Annotated in this window: 17 protein-coding genes; 7 read left to right on the plus strand and 10 right to left on the minus strand. The window is 68.0% G+C overall.

Going from position 1 to position 17,788, the window contains the following annotated elements; genetic code table 11:
* Window positions 1-60 precede the first annotated feature (60 nt).
* From FXO18_RS11095 to FXO18_RS11120, 6 genes are all read right to left on the minus strand, one after another.
* Window positions 61-312 (minus strand): PLDc N-terminal domain-containing protein, encoded by a 252-nt coding sequence (locus tag FXO18_RS11095; RefSeq protein WP_149361158.1) that lies wholly within the window; start codon window positions 310-312, stop codon window positions 61-63.
* A gap of 265 nt (window positions 313-577) precedes the next feature.
* Window positions 578-1,348: an aminoacyl-tRNA hydrolase gene (locus FXO18_RS11100; protein ID WP_149361159.1), complete on the minus strand. Its 771-nt coding sequence runs from the start codon at window positions 1,346-1,348 to the stop codon at window positions 578-580.
* Entirely contained in the window at window positions 1,345-2,571 is a 1,227-nt protein-coding gene (gene serB / locus FXO18_RS11105) for a phosphoserine phosphatase SerB (protein WP_187774319.1), read from the minus strand. The genes FXO18_RS11100 and serB overlap by 4 nt, the downstream gene beginning before the upstream one ends.
* A gap of 112 nt (window positions 2,572-2,683) precedes the next feature.
* On the minus strand, window positions 2,684-4,450 hold the full coding sequence (gene ctaD, locus FXO18_RS11110; RefSeq protein ID WP_149361161.1) for an aa3-type cytochrome oxidase subunit I: 1,767 nt from the start codon (window positions 4,448-4,450) through the stop codon (window positions 2,684-2,686).
* A 219-nt stretch (window positions 4,451-4,669) separates the two neighbouring features.
* The gene (locus tag FXO18_RS11115) at window positions 4,670-5,179 is read right to left on the minus strand and encodes a dihydrofolate reductase (RefSeq protein WP_149361162.1); all 510 of its coding nucleotides are present in this window, start codon (window positions 5,177-5,179) and stop codon (window positions 4,670-4,672) included.
* A 9-nt stretch (window positions 5,180-5,188) separates the two neighbouring features.
* Window positions 5,189-6,004, minus strand: a complete 816-nt coding sequence (locus FXO18_RS11120) for a thymidylate synthase (RefSeq protein WP_235900614.1) — start codon at window positions 6,002-6,004, stop codon at window positions 5,189-5,191.
* 52 nt (window positions 6,005-6,056) lie between these two features.
* Here FXO18_RS11120 and FXO18_RS11125 point away from each other — a divergent pair, with 52 nt between their 5' ends.
* Complete coding sequence (locus tag FXO18_RS11125; RefSeq protein WP_149361164.1) at window positions 6,057-6,536, plus strand: NUDIX hydrolase; 480 nt, start codon at window positions 6,057-6,059, stop codon at window positions 6,534-6,536.
* Window positions 6,537-6,560: 24 nt separating this feature from the next.
* Here the strand turns inward: FXO18_RS11125 and FXO18_RS11130 are convergent, their stop codons facing one another.
* Together FXO18_RS11130 and nrdF are read right to left on the minus strand one after the other, a co-directional pair.
* Complete coding sequence (locus tag FXO18_RS11130; protein WP_149361165.1) at window positions 6,561-7,865, minus strand: cation:proton antiporter; 1,305 nt, start codon at window positions 7,863-7,865, stop codon at window positions 6,561-6,563.
* Between the two features lie 37 nt (window positions 7,866-7,902).
* A complete protein-coding gene (gene nrdF / locus FXO18_RS11135) occupies window positions 7,903-8,910 on the minus strand; it encodes a class 1b ribonucleoside-diphosphate reductase subunit beta (RefSeq protein WP_149361166.1) in 1,008 nt (335 codons plus the stop codon).
* A 172-nt stretch (window positions 8,911-9,082) separates the two neighbouring features.
* Here nrdF and FXO18_RS11140 point away from each other — a divergent pair, with 172 nt between their 5' ends.
* Entirely contained in the window at window positions 9,083-9,475 is a 393-nt protein-coding gene (locus FXO18_RS11140) for an RNA-binding S4 domain-containing protein (RefSeq protein WP_149361167.1), read from the plus strand.
* Here FXO18_RS11140 and FXO18_RS11145 read toward each other — a convergent pair.
* Both FXO18_RS11145 and FXO18_RS11150 read right to left on the minus strand, forming a co-directional pair.
* A complete protein-coding gene (locus FXO18_RS11145) occupies window positions 9,472-9,915 on the minus strand; it encodes a hypothetical protein (protein WP_149361168.1) in 444 nt (147 codons plus the stop codon). The genes FXO18_RS11140 and FXO18_RS11145 overlap by 4 nt on opposite strands.
* A 137-nt stretch (window positions 9,916-10,052) precedes the next feature.
* The gene (locus FXO18_RS11150) at window positions 10,053-11,372 is read right to left on the minus strand and encodes an O-antigen ligase family protein (protein WP_149361169.1); all 1,320 of its coding nucleotides are present in this window, start codon (window positions 11,370-11,372) and stop codon (window positions 10,053-10,055) included.
* Window positions 11,373-11,580: 208 nt separating this feature from the next.
* Between FXO18_RS11150 and FXO18_RS11155 the strand changes: the two genes are divergently transcribed.
* The 5 genes from FXO18_RS11155 (at window position 11,581) to FXO18_RS11175 (ending at window position 17,732) form a co-directional block, all read left to right on the plus strand.
* Complete coding sequence (locus FXO18_RS11155) at window positions 11,581-12,876, plus strand: glycosyltransferase family 4 protein (RefSeq protein WP_235900615.1); 1,296 nt, start codon at window positions 11,581-11,583, stop codon at window positions 12,874-12,876.
* The gene (gene gmd / locus FXO18_RS11160) at window positions 12,873-13,916 is read left to right on the plus strand and encodes a GDP-mannose 4,6-dehydratase (protein WP_149361170.1); all 1,044 of its coding nucleotides are present in this window, start codon (window positions 12,873-12,875) and stop codon (window positions 13,914-13,916) included. The genes FXO18_RS11155 and gmd overlap by 4 nt, the downstream gene beginning before the upstream one ends.
* The gene (locus tag FXO18_RS11165) at window positions 13,903-14,874 is read left to right on the plus strand and encodes a GDP-L-fucose synthase family protein (RefSeq protein WP_149361171.1); all 972 of its coding nucleotides are present in this window, start codon (window positions 13,903-13,905) and stop codon (window positions 14,872-14,874) included. Before gmd ends, FXO18_RS11165 begins: the two co-directional genes overlap by 14 nt.
* Window positions 14,875-14,947: 73 nt before the next feature.
* On the plus strand, window positions 14,948-16,351 hold the full coding sequence (locus FXO18_RS11170; RefSeq protein WP_149361172.1) for a polysaccharide biosynthesis tyrosine autokinase: 1,404 nt from the start codon (window positions 14,948-14,950) through the stop codon (window positions 16,349-16,351).
* Between the two features lie 103 nt (window positions 16,352-16,454).
* Window positions 16,455-17,732: a hypothetical protein gene (locus FXO18_RS11175; protein WP_149361173.1), complete on the plus strand. Its 1,278-nt coding sequence runs from the start codon at window positions 16,455-16,457 to the stop codon at window positions 17,730-17,732.
* The last annotated feature ends 56 nt before the right edge of the window (window positions 17,733-17,788 follow it).

A 17,788-nucleotide genomic window follows, 5' to 3' on the forward strand; every position in this document is an offset into this window, starting at 1 on the left:
GCGAACGGCGCTTGCTGCTGACGCGCGGCCGACGGGCCAGCAGCCCGCCGCCAAAGAGGCCTAGATGCGCACGTTGCGGCCGAGGAAGAACCACAGCAGCGGGCCGAGCAGCGGGAACACGAAGATCAGCAGGATCCACACGATCTTGCCCACGCCACTGAGCACGGTGGACGACAGCACGCTGACGAGGGCGGCGATGAACAGCACGAGCGCGGCGATCGCCACGACCGCGAGAAGGATTACCAGCCCGATGCTCACCGCGTAGCCGGAGTCGACCTGGGTTGCTTGAGCAAGGATCAGCGTTGTTGTCATGCCCTAGACACTATCGGCGCGCGGGGGCGGTTTCGTCAGCCTCGGGATGGATCTTGCGGTCATCCCCGGGTAGGAGCAGACCGGCATGGCATTGCTCTCGAACCGGGCTCCCCCGGGGCTCCGCACCCCTGCACAAGCACCGGAAATCGCCAAACGCGATAGAAATCGAGCCGGGATCCCGGCGGCTTCTATCGCGTTTGCGGAAGGCGGCCCGGCGCGGCCGACATCGACGGGCACAGCGGCCAGCCACCGCGCTCGCTGTGCCCTAACCAGGCCAGCGCGCGATGACGGTGGCCGAGCCGGGTGCGATCTCGGTGAACCCCGCGTCCCGCACGACAATGCCGTGGCCGTCCCGCGCCTCGCCCACCAGCCCGGACCACTGCGCGGGCGCCGCTTCGACGATCGTGCAGGCATAGTCGGCCCGCGACCATTCCCATGCTTGCTCGGCGGTGAGGGTGGCAGCGAGGAGCATGCTGGCGTGCCCTGCCTGGGCGGCGGCCTTGCCGACGGTCATGCCGAGCGAGGTGTTGATCGCGAGCACGGGCAGAGCTGGCGAGCCAGGATCGGGGTCACCGGTTGCGGGCGGAATATCGGTGCCGCTGATCTGCAGCTTTTTGATGCGCGGGTCGAGATCACCGATGCGGCCCGGAACGAAAGCGCGGACGTCCGCGGTCCCGGCGGTGCTGGTGACGCCCGGTACTTCCTGGACGGCATGCCACGCGGCACCGCGGGCTCGCCGGGCTACCTTGCGGATCCGCGCTCCCATCCAGGCGTGGAGCGGAGCATGCCAGGGCTCTCCCGGGCTGGTGCTGGGGTGGAGGCAGACGGCGAGGGCAGACGCCGCAGCGGCGGCGAGCAGGTCGTGCCGGGCTGGCGGGTCGGCACGCGGGATATGCAGCACCATCTGCATGGCCCGCACATCGGCAGGATCCGCGGGGTCTGGATGGTCGGCGTGGCGCGCGCGTGGGTGGCAGTGCTCGGCGAGCGCTGCATGGCGCTCGATGAATCCCGCGTCAGGGAGGCTGGGGGCGGTCATGCGATGGGGACGCGCCGACCGATCCCCTCGGCGGCGTCGGCATGCTCGATCTCGTCGCGGGTGATGCCCAGGATGAACAGGATGGCGTCGAGGTAGGGGTGGGTGAGCGAGGCGTCGGCGACCTGCTGGAGCGCGGGCTTGGCGTTGAACGCGATGCCGAGCCCGGCGGCCTCGATCATGTCGATGTCGTTGGCGCCGTCGCCCACGGCAACGGTCTGCTCGATGGGCACGCCCCGCTGGTCGGCGAAGGTCTGCAGCGCGACGGCCTTGGCGGCGCGGTCGACGACGTGGCCGACGACGCGCCCGGTGAGGATGCCGTCGACGATCTCGAGGGTGTTGGCCTCGACGAAATCAAGCTCGAGCTCGTCGGCGAGCGGCTGGATGACCTGCCGGAACCCGCCGGAGACGACGCCGCAGCGGAATCCGAGACGGCGCAGGGTGCGGATAGTGGTGCGGGCGCCCGGGGTGAGCTCGAGCTGCTGAGAGACGGCCTCGATGACGCTGGCGTCGAGCCCGGCGAGCGCGGCAACGCGCCGGTGCAGCGATTCGGTGAAGTCGATCTCGCCACGCATGGCTTGCTCGGTGACGGCGCGGACCTCGGCTTCCCGCCCGGCGTGGGCGGCGAGCATCTCGATGACCTCGCCCTGGATGAGGGTGGAGTCCACGTCGAAGACGATGAGCCGCTTGGCGCGGCGGGCTAGGCCGCCACGCTCGACGGCGATGTCGACGCCTTCGGCGGCGGAGAGCTCGGCGAGATGGTGCCGGAGGTTGGTGTCGTCCTCGGCGGTGCCGCTGGGGGTGGAGACGTGCAGCTCGAGACCGGTGAGTGGATAGTCAGCGACCCCACGGATGGTGTCGATGTTGACGCCGATGCCGGCGAGCTCGCGGGCAATGACCTTGAAGGCGCGGGCGGTGACGGGGCTGCCGAGCACCACGATCGCGTGGGTGGAGAGGCTGCGTCGCTCGGCGCGGTCGGCGCCGATCTCGACGTCGACGTCGAATCCAATGGACGCCATTGCTTGCTCGACCTCGTCCTGGAGGGCTTCGGCGTCACCGGGGGTGGTGAGGAGCACCCCGAGCGTGAGCCGACCTCGGATGACCACTTGCTCGACGTCAAGGAGGTTCGTGTCGTGCCGCGAGAGCGCGCCGAAGAGCACGGAGGTAACGCCGGGCTTGTCCCGCCCCGTAACGGTGATCAGGACTGTGGTTTCCGGCGTGGTCACGGTCTTCTCCCCTTTCAGCGCTGCGCGCGCCCCTTGCGTGAAGCCTAGCGGTGTTGCACCGCAACGGCCCTGCCAGCGGGCTGTGCAGGCAGGGCCGTTCTGGTGCGAGGTGCTACTTGTCCTCGGGTGTCGCATTCGGACGGTAGGGCGGCGGGGCGTGGCGATCGGCCTCGATGAGCTCGTTGGCCTTGTGGCCGTGGCCGGGGCCGACGTGGGCCTCGTCGCGCATCCGCTCGATCATGTGCGGGTAGTGCAGCTCGAAGGCGGGGCGCTCGGACCGGATGCGGGGCAGCTCGGTGAAGTTGTGGCGCGGCGGCGGGCAGGTGGTGGCCCACTCCAGGGAGTTGCCGTAGCCCCACGGGTCATCGACGGTGACGACATCGCCGTATCGGGCGCTCTTGAAGACGTTCCAGATGAACGGCAGCGTCGAGGCTCCGAGGATGAACGCGCCCACGGTGGAGATGGTGTTGAGGGTGGTGAACCCGTCGCCGGGCAGGTAGTCGGCGTAGCGGCGGGGCATGCCCTCGTTGCCGACCCAGTGCTGCACGAGGAACGTGGTGTGGAAACCGATGAAGGTCGTCCAGAAGTGCCACTTGCCGAGGCGCTCGTCGAGCATGCGCCCGGTCATCTTCGGGAACCAGAAGTAGATGCCGGCGTAGGTGGCGAACACGATGGTGCCGAAGAGCACGTAGTGGAAGTGCGCGACGACGAAGTAGCTGTCGGAGACGTGGAAGTCCATGGGCGGGCTGGCGAGCAGCACGCCGGAGAGGCCGCCGAAGAGGAAGGTGACGAGGAAGCCGACGCTGAACAGCATGGGCGTCTCGAACGTCAGATGCCCCTTCCACATCGTGCCGATCCAGTTGAAGAACTTCACACCGGTGGGCACCGCGATGAGGAACGTCATGAAGCTGAAGAACGGCAGGAGCACCGCGCCGGTGGCGTACATGTGGTGCGCCCACACGGCGATGGACAGTGCCGCGATGGCGAGGGTGGCGTAGATCAGGCCGGTGTAGCCGAAGATCGGCTTGCGGGAGAAGACCGGGAAGATCTCGGAGACGATGCCAAAGAATGGCAACGCGATGATGTACACCTCTGGATGGCCGAAGAACCAGAACAAGTGCTGCCAGAGGAGCACACCGCCATTGGCCGGGTCGTAGATGTTCGCCCCCAGCTGCCGGTCGGCGAGCAGGCCAGCGAGGGCCGCGGTGAGCAGCGGGAAGGCGAGCAGGATCAGCACGCTGGTGACGAGGATGTTCCAGGTGAAGATCGGCATGCGGAACATCGTCATGCCGGGCGCGCGCAGGCAGATGACCGTGGTGATCATGTTGACAGCACCCAGGATGGTGCCGAGGCCACCGACGGCGAGGCCGGCGATCCACAGGTCACCGCCGGGGCCGGGCGAGTGCAGCGAGTTCGACAGCGGGGTGTAGGCGGTCCAGCCGAAGTCGGCGGCGCCACCTGGGGTGAAGAACCCGCTCACGACGATGAGCGCACCGAAGGTGTACAGCCAGTACCCGAACGCGTTGAGGCGCGGGAACGCCACGTCGGGCGAGCCGATCTGCAGCGGCAGGATGTAGTTGGCGAAGCCGAAGACGATGGGCGTCGCGTAGAGCAGCAGCATCACCGTGCCGTGCATGGTGAACAGCTGGTTGAACTGCTCGTTCGACAGGAACTGCAGCCCCGGGATAGCGAGCTCGGCGCGCATCAGCAGCGCCATGACCCCGCCCACGAGGAAGAAGAAGAACGACGTGGTGAGGTACATCAGACCGATCAGCTTGTGATCGGTCGTCGTGAAGATGTCATAGATCAGGGAGCCCTTCGGCCCCTGCCTGGGCGGATACGGCCTGTCTAGGACTGGCTTGGGCGCAACGGCGGTCACTGATCCTCCTGACTGCGGCGTCCACGACCCGGGCTCTATCGGGCGAGGGACTATTGGCTGTCGCTACCAGAGAATCCTAGACCGTCGGGATCCGAGTGTGTGCACCGGTCCTACTCTTTGTCGTAAATGGCGCCGGACGAGCGTCCCGGCGCCGGTACCCGTGGGTGCATCGCTCCAGGTTGCTGCCCCTCGGAGTCGGTGCCACAGGACGCCACAGGGCTAGCCGACGGGCTGGCTGCGCGCGTATTCCAGGAACCGGTACCGGATGCCCGTGCGCGAGATGGCCCATCCCTCGGTGGGCTCGGTAGCCACCGGGCGCCACTCGGGACCGATCGAGGGCGCGAACGCATCACCCTCGGCATCGAGATCGACCTCGGTGACGTGCAGTGCAGCGACCCCGAGCACGCTGGCCTGCTCGAGGGCCTGCGCGTAGATCTGCGAGCCGCCCATGATCCATGCATCGGGGTAGAGGCTGGTGGCCTCCTCGAGGGAGCTGGCGGTCCGCGCCCCCTCGTCCGACCATGCTGGGTCGCGGGTGAGCACGATGTTCGCGCGCCCCGGCAGTGGCCGGAATCGCTCCGGCAGGGAGTCCCAGGTGCGGCGCCCCATGATGACGGGGTGCCCCTGGGTCAGCTCGCGGAAGTGCCGCATGTCCTCCGGGATGTGCCAGGGGATGGTGCCACCGGCCCCGATCGCGCCGTTGCGTGCTTGAGCCCAGATCAACCGCATGCTGCTCCCCTAGACCGCGATCGGTGCCTTGATGCCCGGATGGTGCTGGTAGTCGTCGATGATGAAGTCGTCGAACTCGTAGTCGAAGAGCGTGGCGGGCTTGCGGGCGAATCGCAGCCGCGGGTACGGGAAGGGATCCCGGGCGAGCTGGGTGCGCACTTGCTCGACGTGGTTGTCGTAGATGTGGCAGTCGCCGCCGGTCCAGACGAACTCGCCGGGCTCGAGGCCGAGCTGGTGGGCGACCATCTCGGTGAGCAGCGCATAGCTGGCAATGTTGAACGGCACGCCGAGGAACATGTCCGCCGAGCGCTGGTACAACTGGCAGGACAACGCACCGTCGGCCACGTGGAACTGGAAGAAGGCGTGGCAGGGCGGGAGCGCCATGTCCTCGAGCTCGCCGACGTTCCAGGCCGAGACGATATGGCGCCGGGAATCAGGATTGTGCCGCAGGGACTCCATCACCCGGGAGATCTGGTCGATGTGACGGCCATCCGCGGCCGGCCAGGAGCGCCACTGCACGCCGTACACGGGCCCGAGGTCACCGTTATCGCTTGCCCATTCGTCCCAGATGCTCACGCCGTGCTCCTGCAGCCAGCCGACGTTCGCATCGCCGCGGAGGAACCACAGCAGCTCGTAGGCGACGGAGCGGAAATGCACCCGCTTGGTGGTGATGAGCGGGAACCCCGCTTTGAGGTCGTAGCGGATCTGGCGGCCGAACACGCTGCGCGTTCCCGTTCCGGTGCGATCGCTCTTGGCGACTCCATGCTCGAGGACGTCACGGAGCAGATCCTCGTAGGGCGTGGGGATGGCGGTTGGCGCAGGCACGGCACCACAGTATCGGAATCGCAGCAGCGGACGGCAAACTAAGGTGTTCTCCGTGGCCATCCCCGAGTTCATCCTCCAGCTCCGGCAGCACGTGGGCACCTCGCTGCTGTGGTTGACCGGCGTCAGTGCTGTGGTGCGCAACGAGCACGGGGAGATCCTGCTCGCCCGCCGCGCCGATAGCGGCGAGTGGGCGGTGATCTCCGGCATCCTCGAGCCCGGCGAATCGCCCGGCCCCGCGATCGCCCGCGAGGTTGCCGAGGAAGCCGACATCGAGATCGCCCTCGAGCGCATCACCAGCGTCACCACCAGTCCCGTCATCGCCTACCCGAACGGCGACCAGGCCCAGTACATCGATATTTGCTTCGCGGCCCGGCACATCTCCGGGAACCCCCGCCCGGCCGATGGGGAGAACACCGATATCGGCTGGTTCCCGCCCGATCGCCTGCCCACTGATCTCGCGGCGACCTCCCGGGAGCGCATCACGCTCGCGCTGTCGACCGGCCCGCAGGCGTGGTTCGAGGACGCGCGGTAGCCGGCAGCCCTGTTGCGCGTGCCCCTAGTGCTGGTTGTTCCGGGGCGGGACGTGGATGCTCCACCGGTGCCGCGACGGCAGATAATGCTCGCCCATGTCCTTCTGCTCGGGGGCGGCGGCATCGAGCTTGCTGGCCCGGGCACCAAACGCACGGGCCCAGGGCGCGGCGGAAAGCCCGTGGGCGAGCACGCTCAGCATCACGGTGGTGGTGGCGATGAGCAGGATCGTTGCCGAGTTGGCCACGCCCGCCTGCTCCACGACGAGCAGCGCGAAGAGGATCGAGGCGAGCCCGCGCGGCCCGAACCAGCCCAGGAACAGCACCGATTCGAGGCGCAAGCCCGTGCCGGCGAGAGCGATCGCCACCGCCAGCGGGCGGACGAGGAGCAGGCTCGCCGTCGCGAGCGCGAAGGCCCGCCACTCGACATCGGCGAGCTGATCGCCCGCGACGACCGCGGCGAACACGGTGAAGGTGATGATGGTGAGCAGCTCGCCCTCGCGGGACGCGAAATCATCGACGTGCCGGCACTCGCGGCGCGCCACGGTGCCGAAGGCGAGCCCGGCCATGAACGCGGCGATGAACCCGTTGCCGCCAAGGGACTCGGCCCCGGCATAGGTGGCCGCGGCCAGCCCCACGACGGCGAGCCGCTGGTAGGTGGAGGTGACCCATCCGGCGGCCGACGCGCGCTGCAGCATCCAGCCACCGCTCGCACCGATGACGATCCCCGCGAGCACTCCCCAGCCGACCTGCGCGGCAGCGAACTGCGCCCAGTCCGTCGTGGTGCCCGACGTGGTGGCATCCTCGTTGCTCAGCCCGGCCAGCGCCACGAGCACCAGCACCACCGGCAGCACGATCCCGTCGTTGAGCCCGCTCTCGACGTTGAGGGTCTGGCGGATGCGTACCGGGACCTCCTCGTCGCTGACGACGGCAGCGCCGAGCGCGGCATCGGTGGGCGCGAGGACTGCTGCGAGGAGCGCTGCCTGCCACAGGCTGAACTCGTCGAACAGCAGCATGGCCGCGCCGGTGCCCAGCAGGATCATCAGGGGCAGCCCGATGCCCAGCAGGCGCAACGGCAGTGAGTACTCGCGGCGCAGCACCGCGAGATTGATACGCGCGGCGTCGGTGAACAGCACCAGGACGAGGGTGGCCTCGGCGAGCACCCGGATGGCCTCGTGATCCGCTGCCTCGTCGATGGCCCCGATGCCGGTGGCACCCATGGCCAGGCCCGCGGCGACAAAGAAGATCGGGGCAGTCACGGGGCTGCCGCGCAACCGCCCCGAGACCAGGCCGAACACGACGATCAGCGCAGCGATCAGCAGGATTGCGGTCACCGTCGGATCCTACTTCCGCGCGGGCATCAAGCCGGGGCTAGAAGTCCCAGTCGTCGTCCTCGGTGTTGACCGCCTTGCCGATGACGTAGGAGCTGCCGGAGCCGGAGAAGAAATCGTGGTTCTCGTCGGCGTTGGGCGACAGAGCCGAGAGGATCGCCGGGTTCACATCCGTCTCGTCCTTCGGGAACAGCGGCTCGTAGCCCAGGTTCATCAGCGCCTTGTTGGCGTTGTAGCGCAGGAACTTCTTGACATCCTCGGTGAGCCCGACACCGTCGTAGAGATCCTGGGTGTACTCGACCTCGTTGTCATACAGCTCGAACAGCAGCTCGAAGGTGTAGTCCTTGAGCTCCTGGCGACGCTCGGGGCTGACGAGCTCGAGGCCACGCTGATACTTGTAGCCGATGTAGTAGCCATGCACGGCCTCGTCACGGATGATCAGCCGGATCATGTCCGCGGTGTTGGTGAGCTTGGCCCGCGAGGACCAGTACATGGGCAGGTAGAAGCCGGAGTAGAAGAGGAACGACTCGAGCAGCGTGGAGGCGACCTTGCGCTTCAGCGGATCATCGCCACGGTAGTAGTCCATGACGATCCGCGCCTTGCGCTGCAAGTTGACGTTCTCCTCCGACCAGCGGAAGGCATCATCGATGTCGCGGGTGGAGCACAGGGTGGAGAAGATCTGCGAGTAGCTCTTCGCGTGCACGGACTCCATGAACGCGACGTTGGTCAGCACCGCTTCCTCGTGCGGCGTCAACGCATCGGGGATCAGCGATACCGCGCCGACCGTGCCCTGGATGGTGTCGAGCAGCGTGAGGCCGGTGAAGACCCGCATCGTCAGTTGCTTCTCGAACTCGGTGAGCGTGCCCCAGGACGGGATGTCGTTGGAGACCGGCACCTTCTCCGGCAGCCAGAAGTTGCCGGTGAGGCGATCCCACACCTCGGCGTCCTTCTCATCGGGCACGCGGTTCCAGTTGATGGCCGAGACCCGGCTCACGAGCTTGATCGGAGCACCACCAGCAGGGCTGTGCGCGTCAGAAAGAGCCGTCATGATCCTCTACTCCCAATAAGACTTGAACCTCGAACCAACTGGCGTCACGGTTCCCGCGTGGAGCGGGCGGCCGGACCATCGAGGCTACCCGCGAAGACTACCCCTGTGCCTGGCTTCGCTCAACGAGGCGCGCTCCTCCCGCCACGCGTCCCCGCGCCCCTATCCTGGTGGCATGAGCGAGCACGGAAGCACCCGCGTCCGCGTGGACGCATGGCTATGGGCGGTGCGGATCACCAAGACCCGCTCCCAGGCCGCAACGGCCTGCCGGGGCGGCCACGTGCGGGTGAACGGGTCCTCGGCGAAGGCGGCGCAGCTCATCGGGCCTGGCGATGAGGTGCGGGTGTGGAACCACGGGACGCTGCGCGTCCTCGAGGTAGTGGTGCCCCTCGCGAAACGGGTGGGCGCCCCGGTGGCGCAGCGCGCCTACCTCGATCGCAGCCCGGCTCCCCCGCCGCGGGAGGTTCTCGCCTCGGTGCCGCGGCGGGATCGTGGCGCGGGCAGGCCCACCAAGCGGGAGCGCCGCCAGCTCGACAGGCTGCGCGACGTCCCGGCGGATGAGCTCTAGCTGAGGTAGGTGATCAGCAGATCGATGATCGCCTGGGGGTCGGTGGGCGCGGTCACGGCGATCCCGGTCTGGGTGTCGGACCACTCGCGCGGCGGATCCTGGTCCGGGTTGGTGTTCACGCAGTAGGTCTCCACGGTGTAGCTGCCCGGGATCAGGGGCGCGAAGGTGAACTCGAGGGTCTCCCCACCGATGTCGCTTCCGGCCAGGGTCATCATCGCGCCAGGCATGTCCTGGCTCTCCACGGTGACATCGCAGTTCTTCGGGAAGCCGGTTCCGCCGGGCACGGTGACCGCTACGTCGATGCTCAGGTCGCCACCGGTGACGACCGGGGCCGGGTCGAGCGCCAGCGGCTGGGCCGAGGCGGCGGCAGGGGCGAGGGCGAGGGCGCCGGCCGCGGCAGCGGAGACGATCAGTGTCTTGCGCGAAAGCGTTGATGGCATGGGATGGCTCCAATCGGTGTAGCTGCTCGGCTCGATGCCGCGACTGGCAATCGTGCATGTACGGCACCGATGGTTCCACCGTATCCCCCCACCGTTGGGCGCGGAAGGTTTCGCGCCCGGAAACCCGCCGCCTCGTGCTATCCGGATCTCTCCGGCTCGACGGAGCCCTCCGTGGCGGCGGATTCCGCCGGGCTTGCGGACCTCTGGAGCCGCGACAGGCGGGCCGCCCGGTGCGCGGGGGCAGGCTCGGGCTTGTCATCCTTCTCCGGAGTGAGCGGCAGCGTCACCGCGAGCACGATCACCGCGAGGTAGATGGACTTGTTGGCGACCCAGGGCGAGAAGAGGATGTCCCAGAACGACTGGGCGCAGACCAGCATGACGACGATGGAGTATTGGCCACGCATGCGGATGAAGCCGAGCGCCAGGGTGACGAGCAGCGCGATGGGGAACAGCACTGCCAGGACGCCGCCCTGGATCCAGCTCTCGAAGAAGATCGAGTGGATCGAGATGCGCCCGCCCGGGCGGATCCAGTACTTCATGTAGTCGTCGGGGCTCGACATGCCGAGGTATTCGGCCAGGCGCACGCCGGCGTAGATGGTGTTCCAGGTGAGGGCTTGCTCGCTGCCCCAGCCGAGGATGGGGCGCTCGAGGATCGCGGCGATGGCCAGCGGCGGCTCGGTGCGGCCGTCGAGCAGCGCGAATCCCCCGCCGTCGCTCTGCGCGAGGGTCTTGAGGCGCACGGATTCGCCGAATACTCCGGAGAGGATGAGGCTCGGCATGATCGTGCCGAAGCCGAGCAGCCCGAGGACGCCGACCCATACGCGGGTCCGGGTGAGCCCCTTGCGGCTGCTGCGGAGGAAGTCGAAGAGCGCGACGCCGAAGCAGATCAGGGCGTAGGCACGGCTGTTGAGGTACATGCCGTAGATGCCGAACCCGACGAGGGCGAAGGTGACGGCGTAGCGGGAGACGTTGAGCCTTCGCAGGACGTAGAGCACGAGCATCGTGGCGGGGAACGCGATGCCGAACTTCCACAGGGACTCGATGCTCTCCGCGGTACGGGCGTTGCCGATGATGACGTAGTAGGCGACCGTCCCCAGGGAGAGCCAGGCGAGCAGGTGCACGGCCTCGTCGGAGGTGCGCACGATGCCACTGAGACCGACGACCATGACGGCGAAGACCAGGAAGTGCTGCAGGGCGACGATGGGGAACCGTGTGTCGTGCCAGACCGCTGATGAGGCGAGGGCGACGAAGCCGATCACTGCGGCGAAGATGCACATGCGGGCGAGACGGTGCCGGGGCAGGCGGGTCTGCATCAGCGCCAGGACCGTCACGGGGATCACCGCCAGGGGGGTTCCCATGCCGAGGATAGGGACGTTGGCGAGGAGGCCGATGATGCGGCGCGGCCTTCGCTTGCCCGGGTCCTTGATGGGCGGGGCGGCGAGGATTCGTTCAGGCACGGGGGACTCTCCTCGCACGACGCGGCTTGCCGGTTTCCCGGGAGGATACCGCGATCCACGGTGCACTGTGGCCGCTTTGCTACGTTTGCCGGAATAGCTGTATATCAAACTTGTTGTACGCCAACACTTTCGCTGGACCGCGCGACGGTTGCTCCTCGCTTCAACTAAAGAGGGCAAAAGACCCACATCGCCACGCTATTGTCGTCGTGTGACCGACGACCCACTGCGCATCCTGATGCTCGGGCTGCACTACGCCCCCGAGCAGTCTGGCAACGGCCCCTACACCTCGGGCCTCGCCGCCGCGCTCGCCGCACGTGGTCATCATGTCACCGTTCGCACCGGCTATCCGCACTATCCCGCGTGGCAGATCACCGAGGGCTACTCCGGCCGCCGGATTACCGAGCACCTCGACGATGTGACCGTGGAGCGCTTCCGGCCGCACATGCCTGATCCGCTCTCCCCCCTCGACCGGGCCCGCATGGAGGCCAGCTTTGGAATCGCCTCGAGCCTGGGCCGCTGGCACCGTCCCGATGTGATCCTCTGCGTCAGCCCGGCCCTGCTCGCCACGGCCGTGAATGTCGCCCGGGCTCGGGCGACGCCACGCCGGCCCGCCATCGGCGTCTGGGTGCAGGACCTCTACGGGCTCGGCGCGCGGGAGACGGGCACCGGGGGCGGGCGCGCTGCTCGCGCGCTCGGCGCCATCGAGGGCCGGACGCTGCGCGCGGCCGACGGGGTCGCCGCGATCCACCGGCGCATGCGCGATCACATGGTGCGGGATCTGGGCGTGGAGCAGGACCGGGTGCGGGTGATCCGCAACTGGACGCACCTGGTGCCGATGGAGCTGCCGCCCCGCGCGGAGGCCCGCGCCGAGCTGGGCTGGGACCCTGACGAGATCATCGCGCTCCATGCCGGCAACATGGGCGCCAAGCAGGGCCTCGACAACATCATCGAGGCCGCGCGCGGCGCGCTGCGGACCGCGCCGCGACTACGCTTCGTACTGCTCGGCGATGGCAACCAGCGCCCCCGCCTCGAGCAGCTCGCCGAGGGACTGCCCAACGTCACGTTCGTCCGCCCCCTGCCGGAGCGCGGGTTCCGGCTCGCCATGGCGGCCGCCGATGTGCTCGTGCTCAACGAGCTACCGGGCCTGTCGGACATGGCGGTGCCCAGCAAGCTCACGTCCTACTTCACCACTGGCCGTCCCGTCGTCGCCGCGACCGATGCAGCCAGCGTCACCGCCGACGAGATCCGCTCATCGGGCGCTGGCATCCAGGTCGATCCCACCGACCCCGCAGCCCTTGCCAGCACGATCGTCGAGCTCGCTGACGATCCTCGCCGGGCCAGCAGCCTCGGGCAGGCGGGCCAGGAATTCTGCCGCCGGGAGCTGTCGCAGGAGCATGCCATCGACCAGTACGAGGGCTGGCTGCGCGATCTCGTCGCCCGGCGCCGCCCTGGCCACCCCGACCGATCCGGGTCGACCGTCCCCCACCTGCGAGGAGCAGAATGACCAAGCGCGCGCTCATCACCGGAATCACGGGCCAGGATGGCTCGTACCTCGCCGAGCTGTTGCTGGGCAAGGGCTATGAGGTGCATGGCCTGATCCGGCGTGCCTCCACGTTCAACACCTCCCGGATCGATCACCTGTATCGGGATCCGCACGATCCGGATGCACGCATGTTCCTGCACTACGGCGACCTCAGCGATGGCGCGCGCCTGGTCACGCTGTTGTCGAGCATCAATCCCGATGAGGTGTACAACCTGGCGGCGCAGTCGCACGTGCGGGTGAGCTTCGACGAGCCGGAGCACACGGGCGACACCACGGGCATCGGGGCGATCCGGCTGCTCGAGGCCGTGCGGCTCGCGGGCGTCGACTGCCGCTACTACCAGGCATCGAGCTCGGAGATGTTCGGTGCCTCGCCGCCCCCGCAGAACGAGGACACGCTGTTCTATCCCCGGTCGCCGTACGGCGCGGCGAAGGTCTATGCCTACTGGGTGACGAAGAACTACCGCGAGGCCTATGGGTTGTACGCGGTCAACGGGATCCTGTTCAACCATGAGTCCCCGCGCCGCGGCGAGACCTTCGTGACCCGCAAGATCACCCGGGCCGTCGCGCGCATCGCGGACGGGCGCGAGAAGTTCATCTACATGGGCAACCTCGACGCCGTCCGCGACTGGGGGTACGCGCCCGAGTACGTCGAGGGCATGTGGCGCATGCTCCAGGCCGATGAGCCCGATGACTTCGTGCTCGCCACGGGCGGCAACCACACGGTGCGGGACTTCCTCGTCGAGGCGTTCACCCACGCGGGGCTGAACTGGGAGGACCATGTGCGCTTCGATGAGCGCTACCTGCGCCCCACCGAGGTCGATGCGCTCGTCGGCGATGCGAGCAAGGCGCAGCGCGTCCTCGGGTGGACGCCGCGCGTGCACACCCCGGAGCTCGCGCGCATCATGGTCGATGCCGATATCGAGGCACTCAAGCACGAGGGCAGCCACTGGATCGACCAGCCCGAGCTGCCCGGATGGAGCATGGCGCATGAGCACGCTTGATTTCACCCCAGGTCCCCTTGATCGCGATGCCCCGTTCTATGTGGCCGGGCACCGTGGCATGGTCGGCTCCGCGGTGTGGCGGGCGCTCGAGGCCGCGGGCTTCACCAACCTGATCGGCCGGACCTCCGCCGAGCTCGACCTGCGCGATCGCGGGGCGGTGCTCGACTTCTTCGCCGAGGCACGGCCCCGGTACGTCGTGCTCGCCGCGGCGAAGGTGGGCGGCATCCTGGCCAATGACACGTATCCGGCGGACTTCCTGTCGGAGAACATGCAGATCCAGGTCAATGTGATGGACGCGGCGGTCATGCAGCGGGTGGAGCGGCTCGAGTTCCTCGGCTCGTCGTGCATCTATCCGAAGCTCGCGCCGCAGCCCATCAAGGAGGAGTACCTGCTCACTGGGCACCTCGAGGAGACCAATGATGCGTATGCCATCGCGAAGATCGCCGGGATCATGCAGGTCCAGGCCGTCCGGCGCCAGCATGGCCTGCCGTGGATCTCGGCGATGCCGACGAACCTCTATGGGCCGGGCGACAACTTCTCCCCCACTGGCTCGCATGTGCTTCCGGCGCTGATCCGCCGCTACGAGGAAGCGCGCGAGAGCGGCACGACGACGGTGCAGAACTGGGGCACGGGCACGCCGCGGCGCGAGTTCCTGCACGTCGATGATCTCGCAACCGCAGTGCTCCATCTCCTCGAGCACTACGACGGCCCGACGCAGGTCAACGTCGGGACCGGCAAGGACGCCACGATCAAGGAGATCGCGCACCTCGTGGCCGAGGCCGTCGGCTACTCCGGGGATATCACCTGGGACACGTCCAAGCCCGACGGCACGCCCAGGAAGCTGCTCGACGTCAGCCTGCTCGAGGGCTCCGGATGGGCGCCCAGGATCCCGCTGCGCGAGGGCATCGCGGACGCGGTGGCCTGGTACCGGGAGCACCGGGCCGAGGCGCGGGCATGATCCACGCCGCCTGCCGCCACACAATCATCAATCACTAGTTCTCGCTGTCACGACGGCTCGGAGGGTTTGGACCATGGAGCTCCAGGATTTCCTGCGGATTCTCAAGACACGCTGGCGCATCGTTGCCGCGTCGACCGCAGCGACGACGCTCGCCGCGATCATCTTCTCCGTGCTGAGCCCCTCGATCTATGCATCGACATCCCAGTTGTTCGTCTCGACCTCCGGGGTCTCGAGCGCCGCCGAGGTGTACCAGGGCGGTCGGTTCTCCCAGGAGCGGGTGAGCTCGTACCGCCAGCTCATCATGGGCGAGACGCTGGCCCGCCGCACCATCGACGAGCTGGATCTCGATGTCGACCCCTCCTACTTCGCCAACCGGGTCACCGCGACCTCGGCGCCGGAGACGGTGCTGATCGATATCACTGTGCGTGACGAGGATCCGGAGCTCGCGCGCGATATCGCCAACTCGCTGGCCTCCGAGTTCACCGCGATGGTCGCGGAGCTCGAGTCCCCGGAGGAGGGCGGGCCGCCGCCCGCGCGCGTCACTGTCGTCGAGGCAGCCACTATCGCGGACGAGCCGGTCGCGCCCCAGCGGCTGGCGAACATCGCGCTGGGGTTCGCGGTGGGCCTGCTGGTCGGCATCGGGCTGGCGGTGCTGCGCGATCGCCTCGACAACACGATCAAGGACCGCCAGACGCTGGAGGAGGTCGGCGAGATCGCCCTCGTGGGGACGCTGCCGTTCGAGAAGGACCGGGAGAAGTATCCGGCGATCAACTTCGCCGACACCCGGTCCACCGGCGCGGAGGCGTACCGCTCGCTGCGCACGAACCTCAAGTTCCTCAATATCGACGACGCCCCGCAGGTCATCACGATCACGAGCTGCCTGCCGGGCGAGGGCAAGACCACCACCGCCGCGAACATCGCCCTCGTGCTGGCCGAGGCCGGGCACTCGGTGTGCCTGCTCGAGGGGGACCTGCGGCGCCCGCGCATCACCAAGTACCTGGGCCTCGTCCAAGCGGTGGGCTTCACGACCGTCCTCGCCGGACAAGCCTCGCTCGAGGAAGTGCTCCAGCCCACCTCGGTGAACGGGGTGTTCGTGATCGGTTCCGGCTCGATCCCCCCGAACCCGAGCGAGCTGCTCAGCTCCAGCCACGCCCGCAACATCATTGATGAGCTGCGCGGGCAGTTCGACTACGTGGTGATCGACGCTCCCCCGTTGCTCCCGGTCAGTGATGCGGCCGTGCTCGCGAAGATGAGCGACGGCGCGCTGATGGTGGTGCGGCACGGCAAGACCAAGCGGGAGGAGCTGAGGCGGGCGCTGATCGACCTCGACAAGGTGGGCGCGACGATCCTCGGGACCGTGCTGACGATGATCCCGCAGAACGCCACCTCGGGCTATGAGTACTCCTACTACTACGAGTCCGATACCTCGCTCCCACAGCAAAGTCGGGCATATAGGACCAACGATTCGACGAAGTAGGGAGAATGGCCGACATGCATGTCGGTTGGATATGTGACATTTTGACGCGCTGAACCGATACCAGAAGAGGACCCCGCACCACCTACCCCCACGGAGGCACGCAATGACAGCGCAGGAGAACCTGGGCATCGTGGTCAGCACCGACGGTGTTCACTCCGCGCTCGTCGGCGTCGACGAGGAGACCGAGTACCGCCACCGCGCTCTCAGCCGTGACAACGCGCACGATCTCGGCGATATCGTCTCGTCGCTGATCGGGATCATGCGGATCCGCGCCGCGACGCGCAACGCCACCGTGGGACGGGTGATCATCGCCTGCATGACCAGCGGGCAGGAGCAGACCATCAACACGGTGCTCTCCGCGCACGGCGTCACGGCCTTCCAGTTCGTCCGCGTGGACGAGGCTATGTGGGCCTACGCCCGCATGCATACCGACGTGCGCGGCGCCCCCCGCGCGCTGATGATCATGGCTACCGATGACGGGTGCGCCACGGCGCTCTACGACGGCTTCACGGGCAAGCGGGTGACCATGTCGCTCGATTCGCAGCTCACCACCACTGCCATCGACGAGCACGTCCGGGAGATCCTCCTCGAGAAAGCCCCCTACCTGCGCATCAGCACGGCTAGGGCCGCCCAGCTTCGGGCGGAGCTCGACGACCAGGACATCGCCGAGCACACCCAGGGCGACACCACCATTTCAGTGTCGAGGGCCGAGCTCGACCAGCTCATCGACGATCAGATCACCATCGCGCTGACCCGCATCGATGCGCTGCTCGAGAAGTCCGGCAGCACGCCCGACGTGGTGTGCCTGTTCGGCACCGGAGTGTTCTTCGATCCGATGGCCGAGCGCGCCAGGGAGCACTTCTCCGGCGATGTGGTGGTGCCTCACGATCACCGCACCGCTGCCGCGCTCGGGGCACTGCACTTCCTGTCCCCGTGGACCCCACCACGTCCGCCCGCGCCTCCAGCGCCGCCCACGCCACCAGCAGCGCCGCCTGTAGCAGCGCTTGCCACCACCCGTGCCGATGGTGCTGCGAGCGAGTCGCCAGCACCGCCCCGGGAGCAGGAGCACCCAGGACCGCCAGCGCCCGGTCCAGCAGCTCCGCCCCAGCAGCAGGCCCGAGCGGACGCGCCTGCTCTGGGGACAGGCCCCGACTCTCGCCTCGTCCTTCCCGGACGCGCTCCAGCGACATCGACCCACCCGCTCGCCGCGGGCAAGGAGATCGTGGAGATCCGGACCGCCTCGAAGTCACGCCGGAAGCGGCGTCGCGCGCGGCATCGCGCCCAGAGCACCTTCTCCCCCGCCGCGGTCGCGGGAACAATCGTGCTGGGGCTTGTCCTCGGAGCGGTGATCTTCCTGCTCTGGACGTTGTTATTCATCTGAGCCGCTGAGCGCATCGGGTCCTGGGCATCGCTGGCCGGCCTGGCTCTCCCAGGTCG

The sequence above is a fragment of the Lolliginicoccus suaedae genome (genome assembly GCF_008312885.1).
Taxonomy (GTDB): Bacteria; Actinomycetota; Actinomycetes; order Mycobacteriales; family Mycobacteriaceae; genus Lolliginicoccus; species Lolliginicoccus suaedae.

What these genes read in the sequence shown, in the direction of transcription:
- FXO18_RS11095 (WP_149361158.1), bottom strand. Translation starts at nt 312, where the DNA reads ATGACAACAACGCTGATCCTTGCTCAAGCAACCCAGGTCGACTCCGGC.
- FXO18_RS11100 (WP_149361159.1), bottom strand. Translation starts at nt 1,348, where the DNA reads ATGACCGCCCCCAGCCTCCCTGACGCGGGATTCATCGAGCGCCATGCA.
- FXO18_RS11115 (WP_149361162.1), bottom strand. Translation starts at nt 5,179, where the DNA reads ATGCGGTTGATCTGGGCTCAAGCACGCAACGGCGCGATCGGGGCCGGT.
- nrdF (WP_149361166.1), bottom strand. Translation starts at nt 8,910, where the DNA reads ATGACGGCTCTTTCTGACGCGCACAGCCCTGCTGGTGGTGCTCCGATC.
- FXO18_RS11140 (WP_149361167.1), top strand. Translation starts at nt 9,083, where the DNA reads ATGAGCGAGCACGGAAGCACCCGCGTCCGCGTGGACGCATGGCTATGG.
- FXO18_RS11145 (WP_149361168.1), bottom strand. Translation starts at nt 9,915, where the DNA reads ATGCCATCAACGCTTTCGCGCAAGACACTGATCGTCTCCGCTGCCGCG.
- gmd (WP_149361170.1), top strand. Translation starts at nt 12,873, where the DNA reads ATGACCAAGCGCGCGCTCATCACCGGAATCACGGGCCAGGATGGCTCG.
- FXO18_RS11165 (WP_149361171.1), top strand. Translation starts at nt 13,903, where the DNA reads ATGAGCACGCTTGATTTCACCCCAGGTCCCCTTGATCGCGATGCCCCG.
- FXO18_RS11170 (WP_149361172.1), top strand. Translation starts at nt 14,948, where the DNA reads ATGGAGCTCCAGGATTTCCTGCGGATTCTCAAGACACGCTGGCGCATC.
- FXO18_RS11175 (WP_149361173.1), top strand. Translation starts at nt 16,455, where the DNA reads ATGACAGCGCAGGAGAACCTGGGCATCGTGGTCAGCACCGACGGTGTT.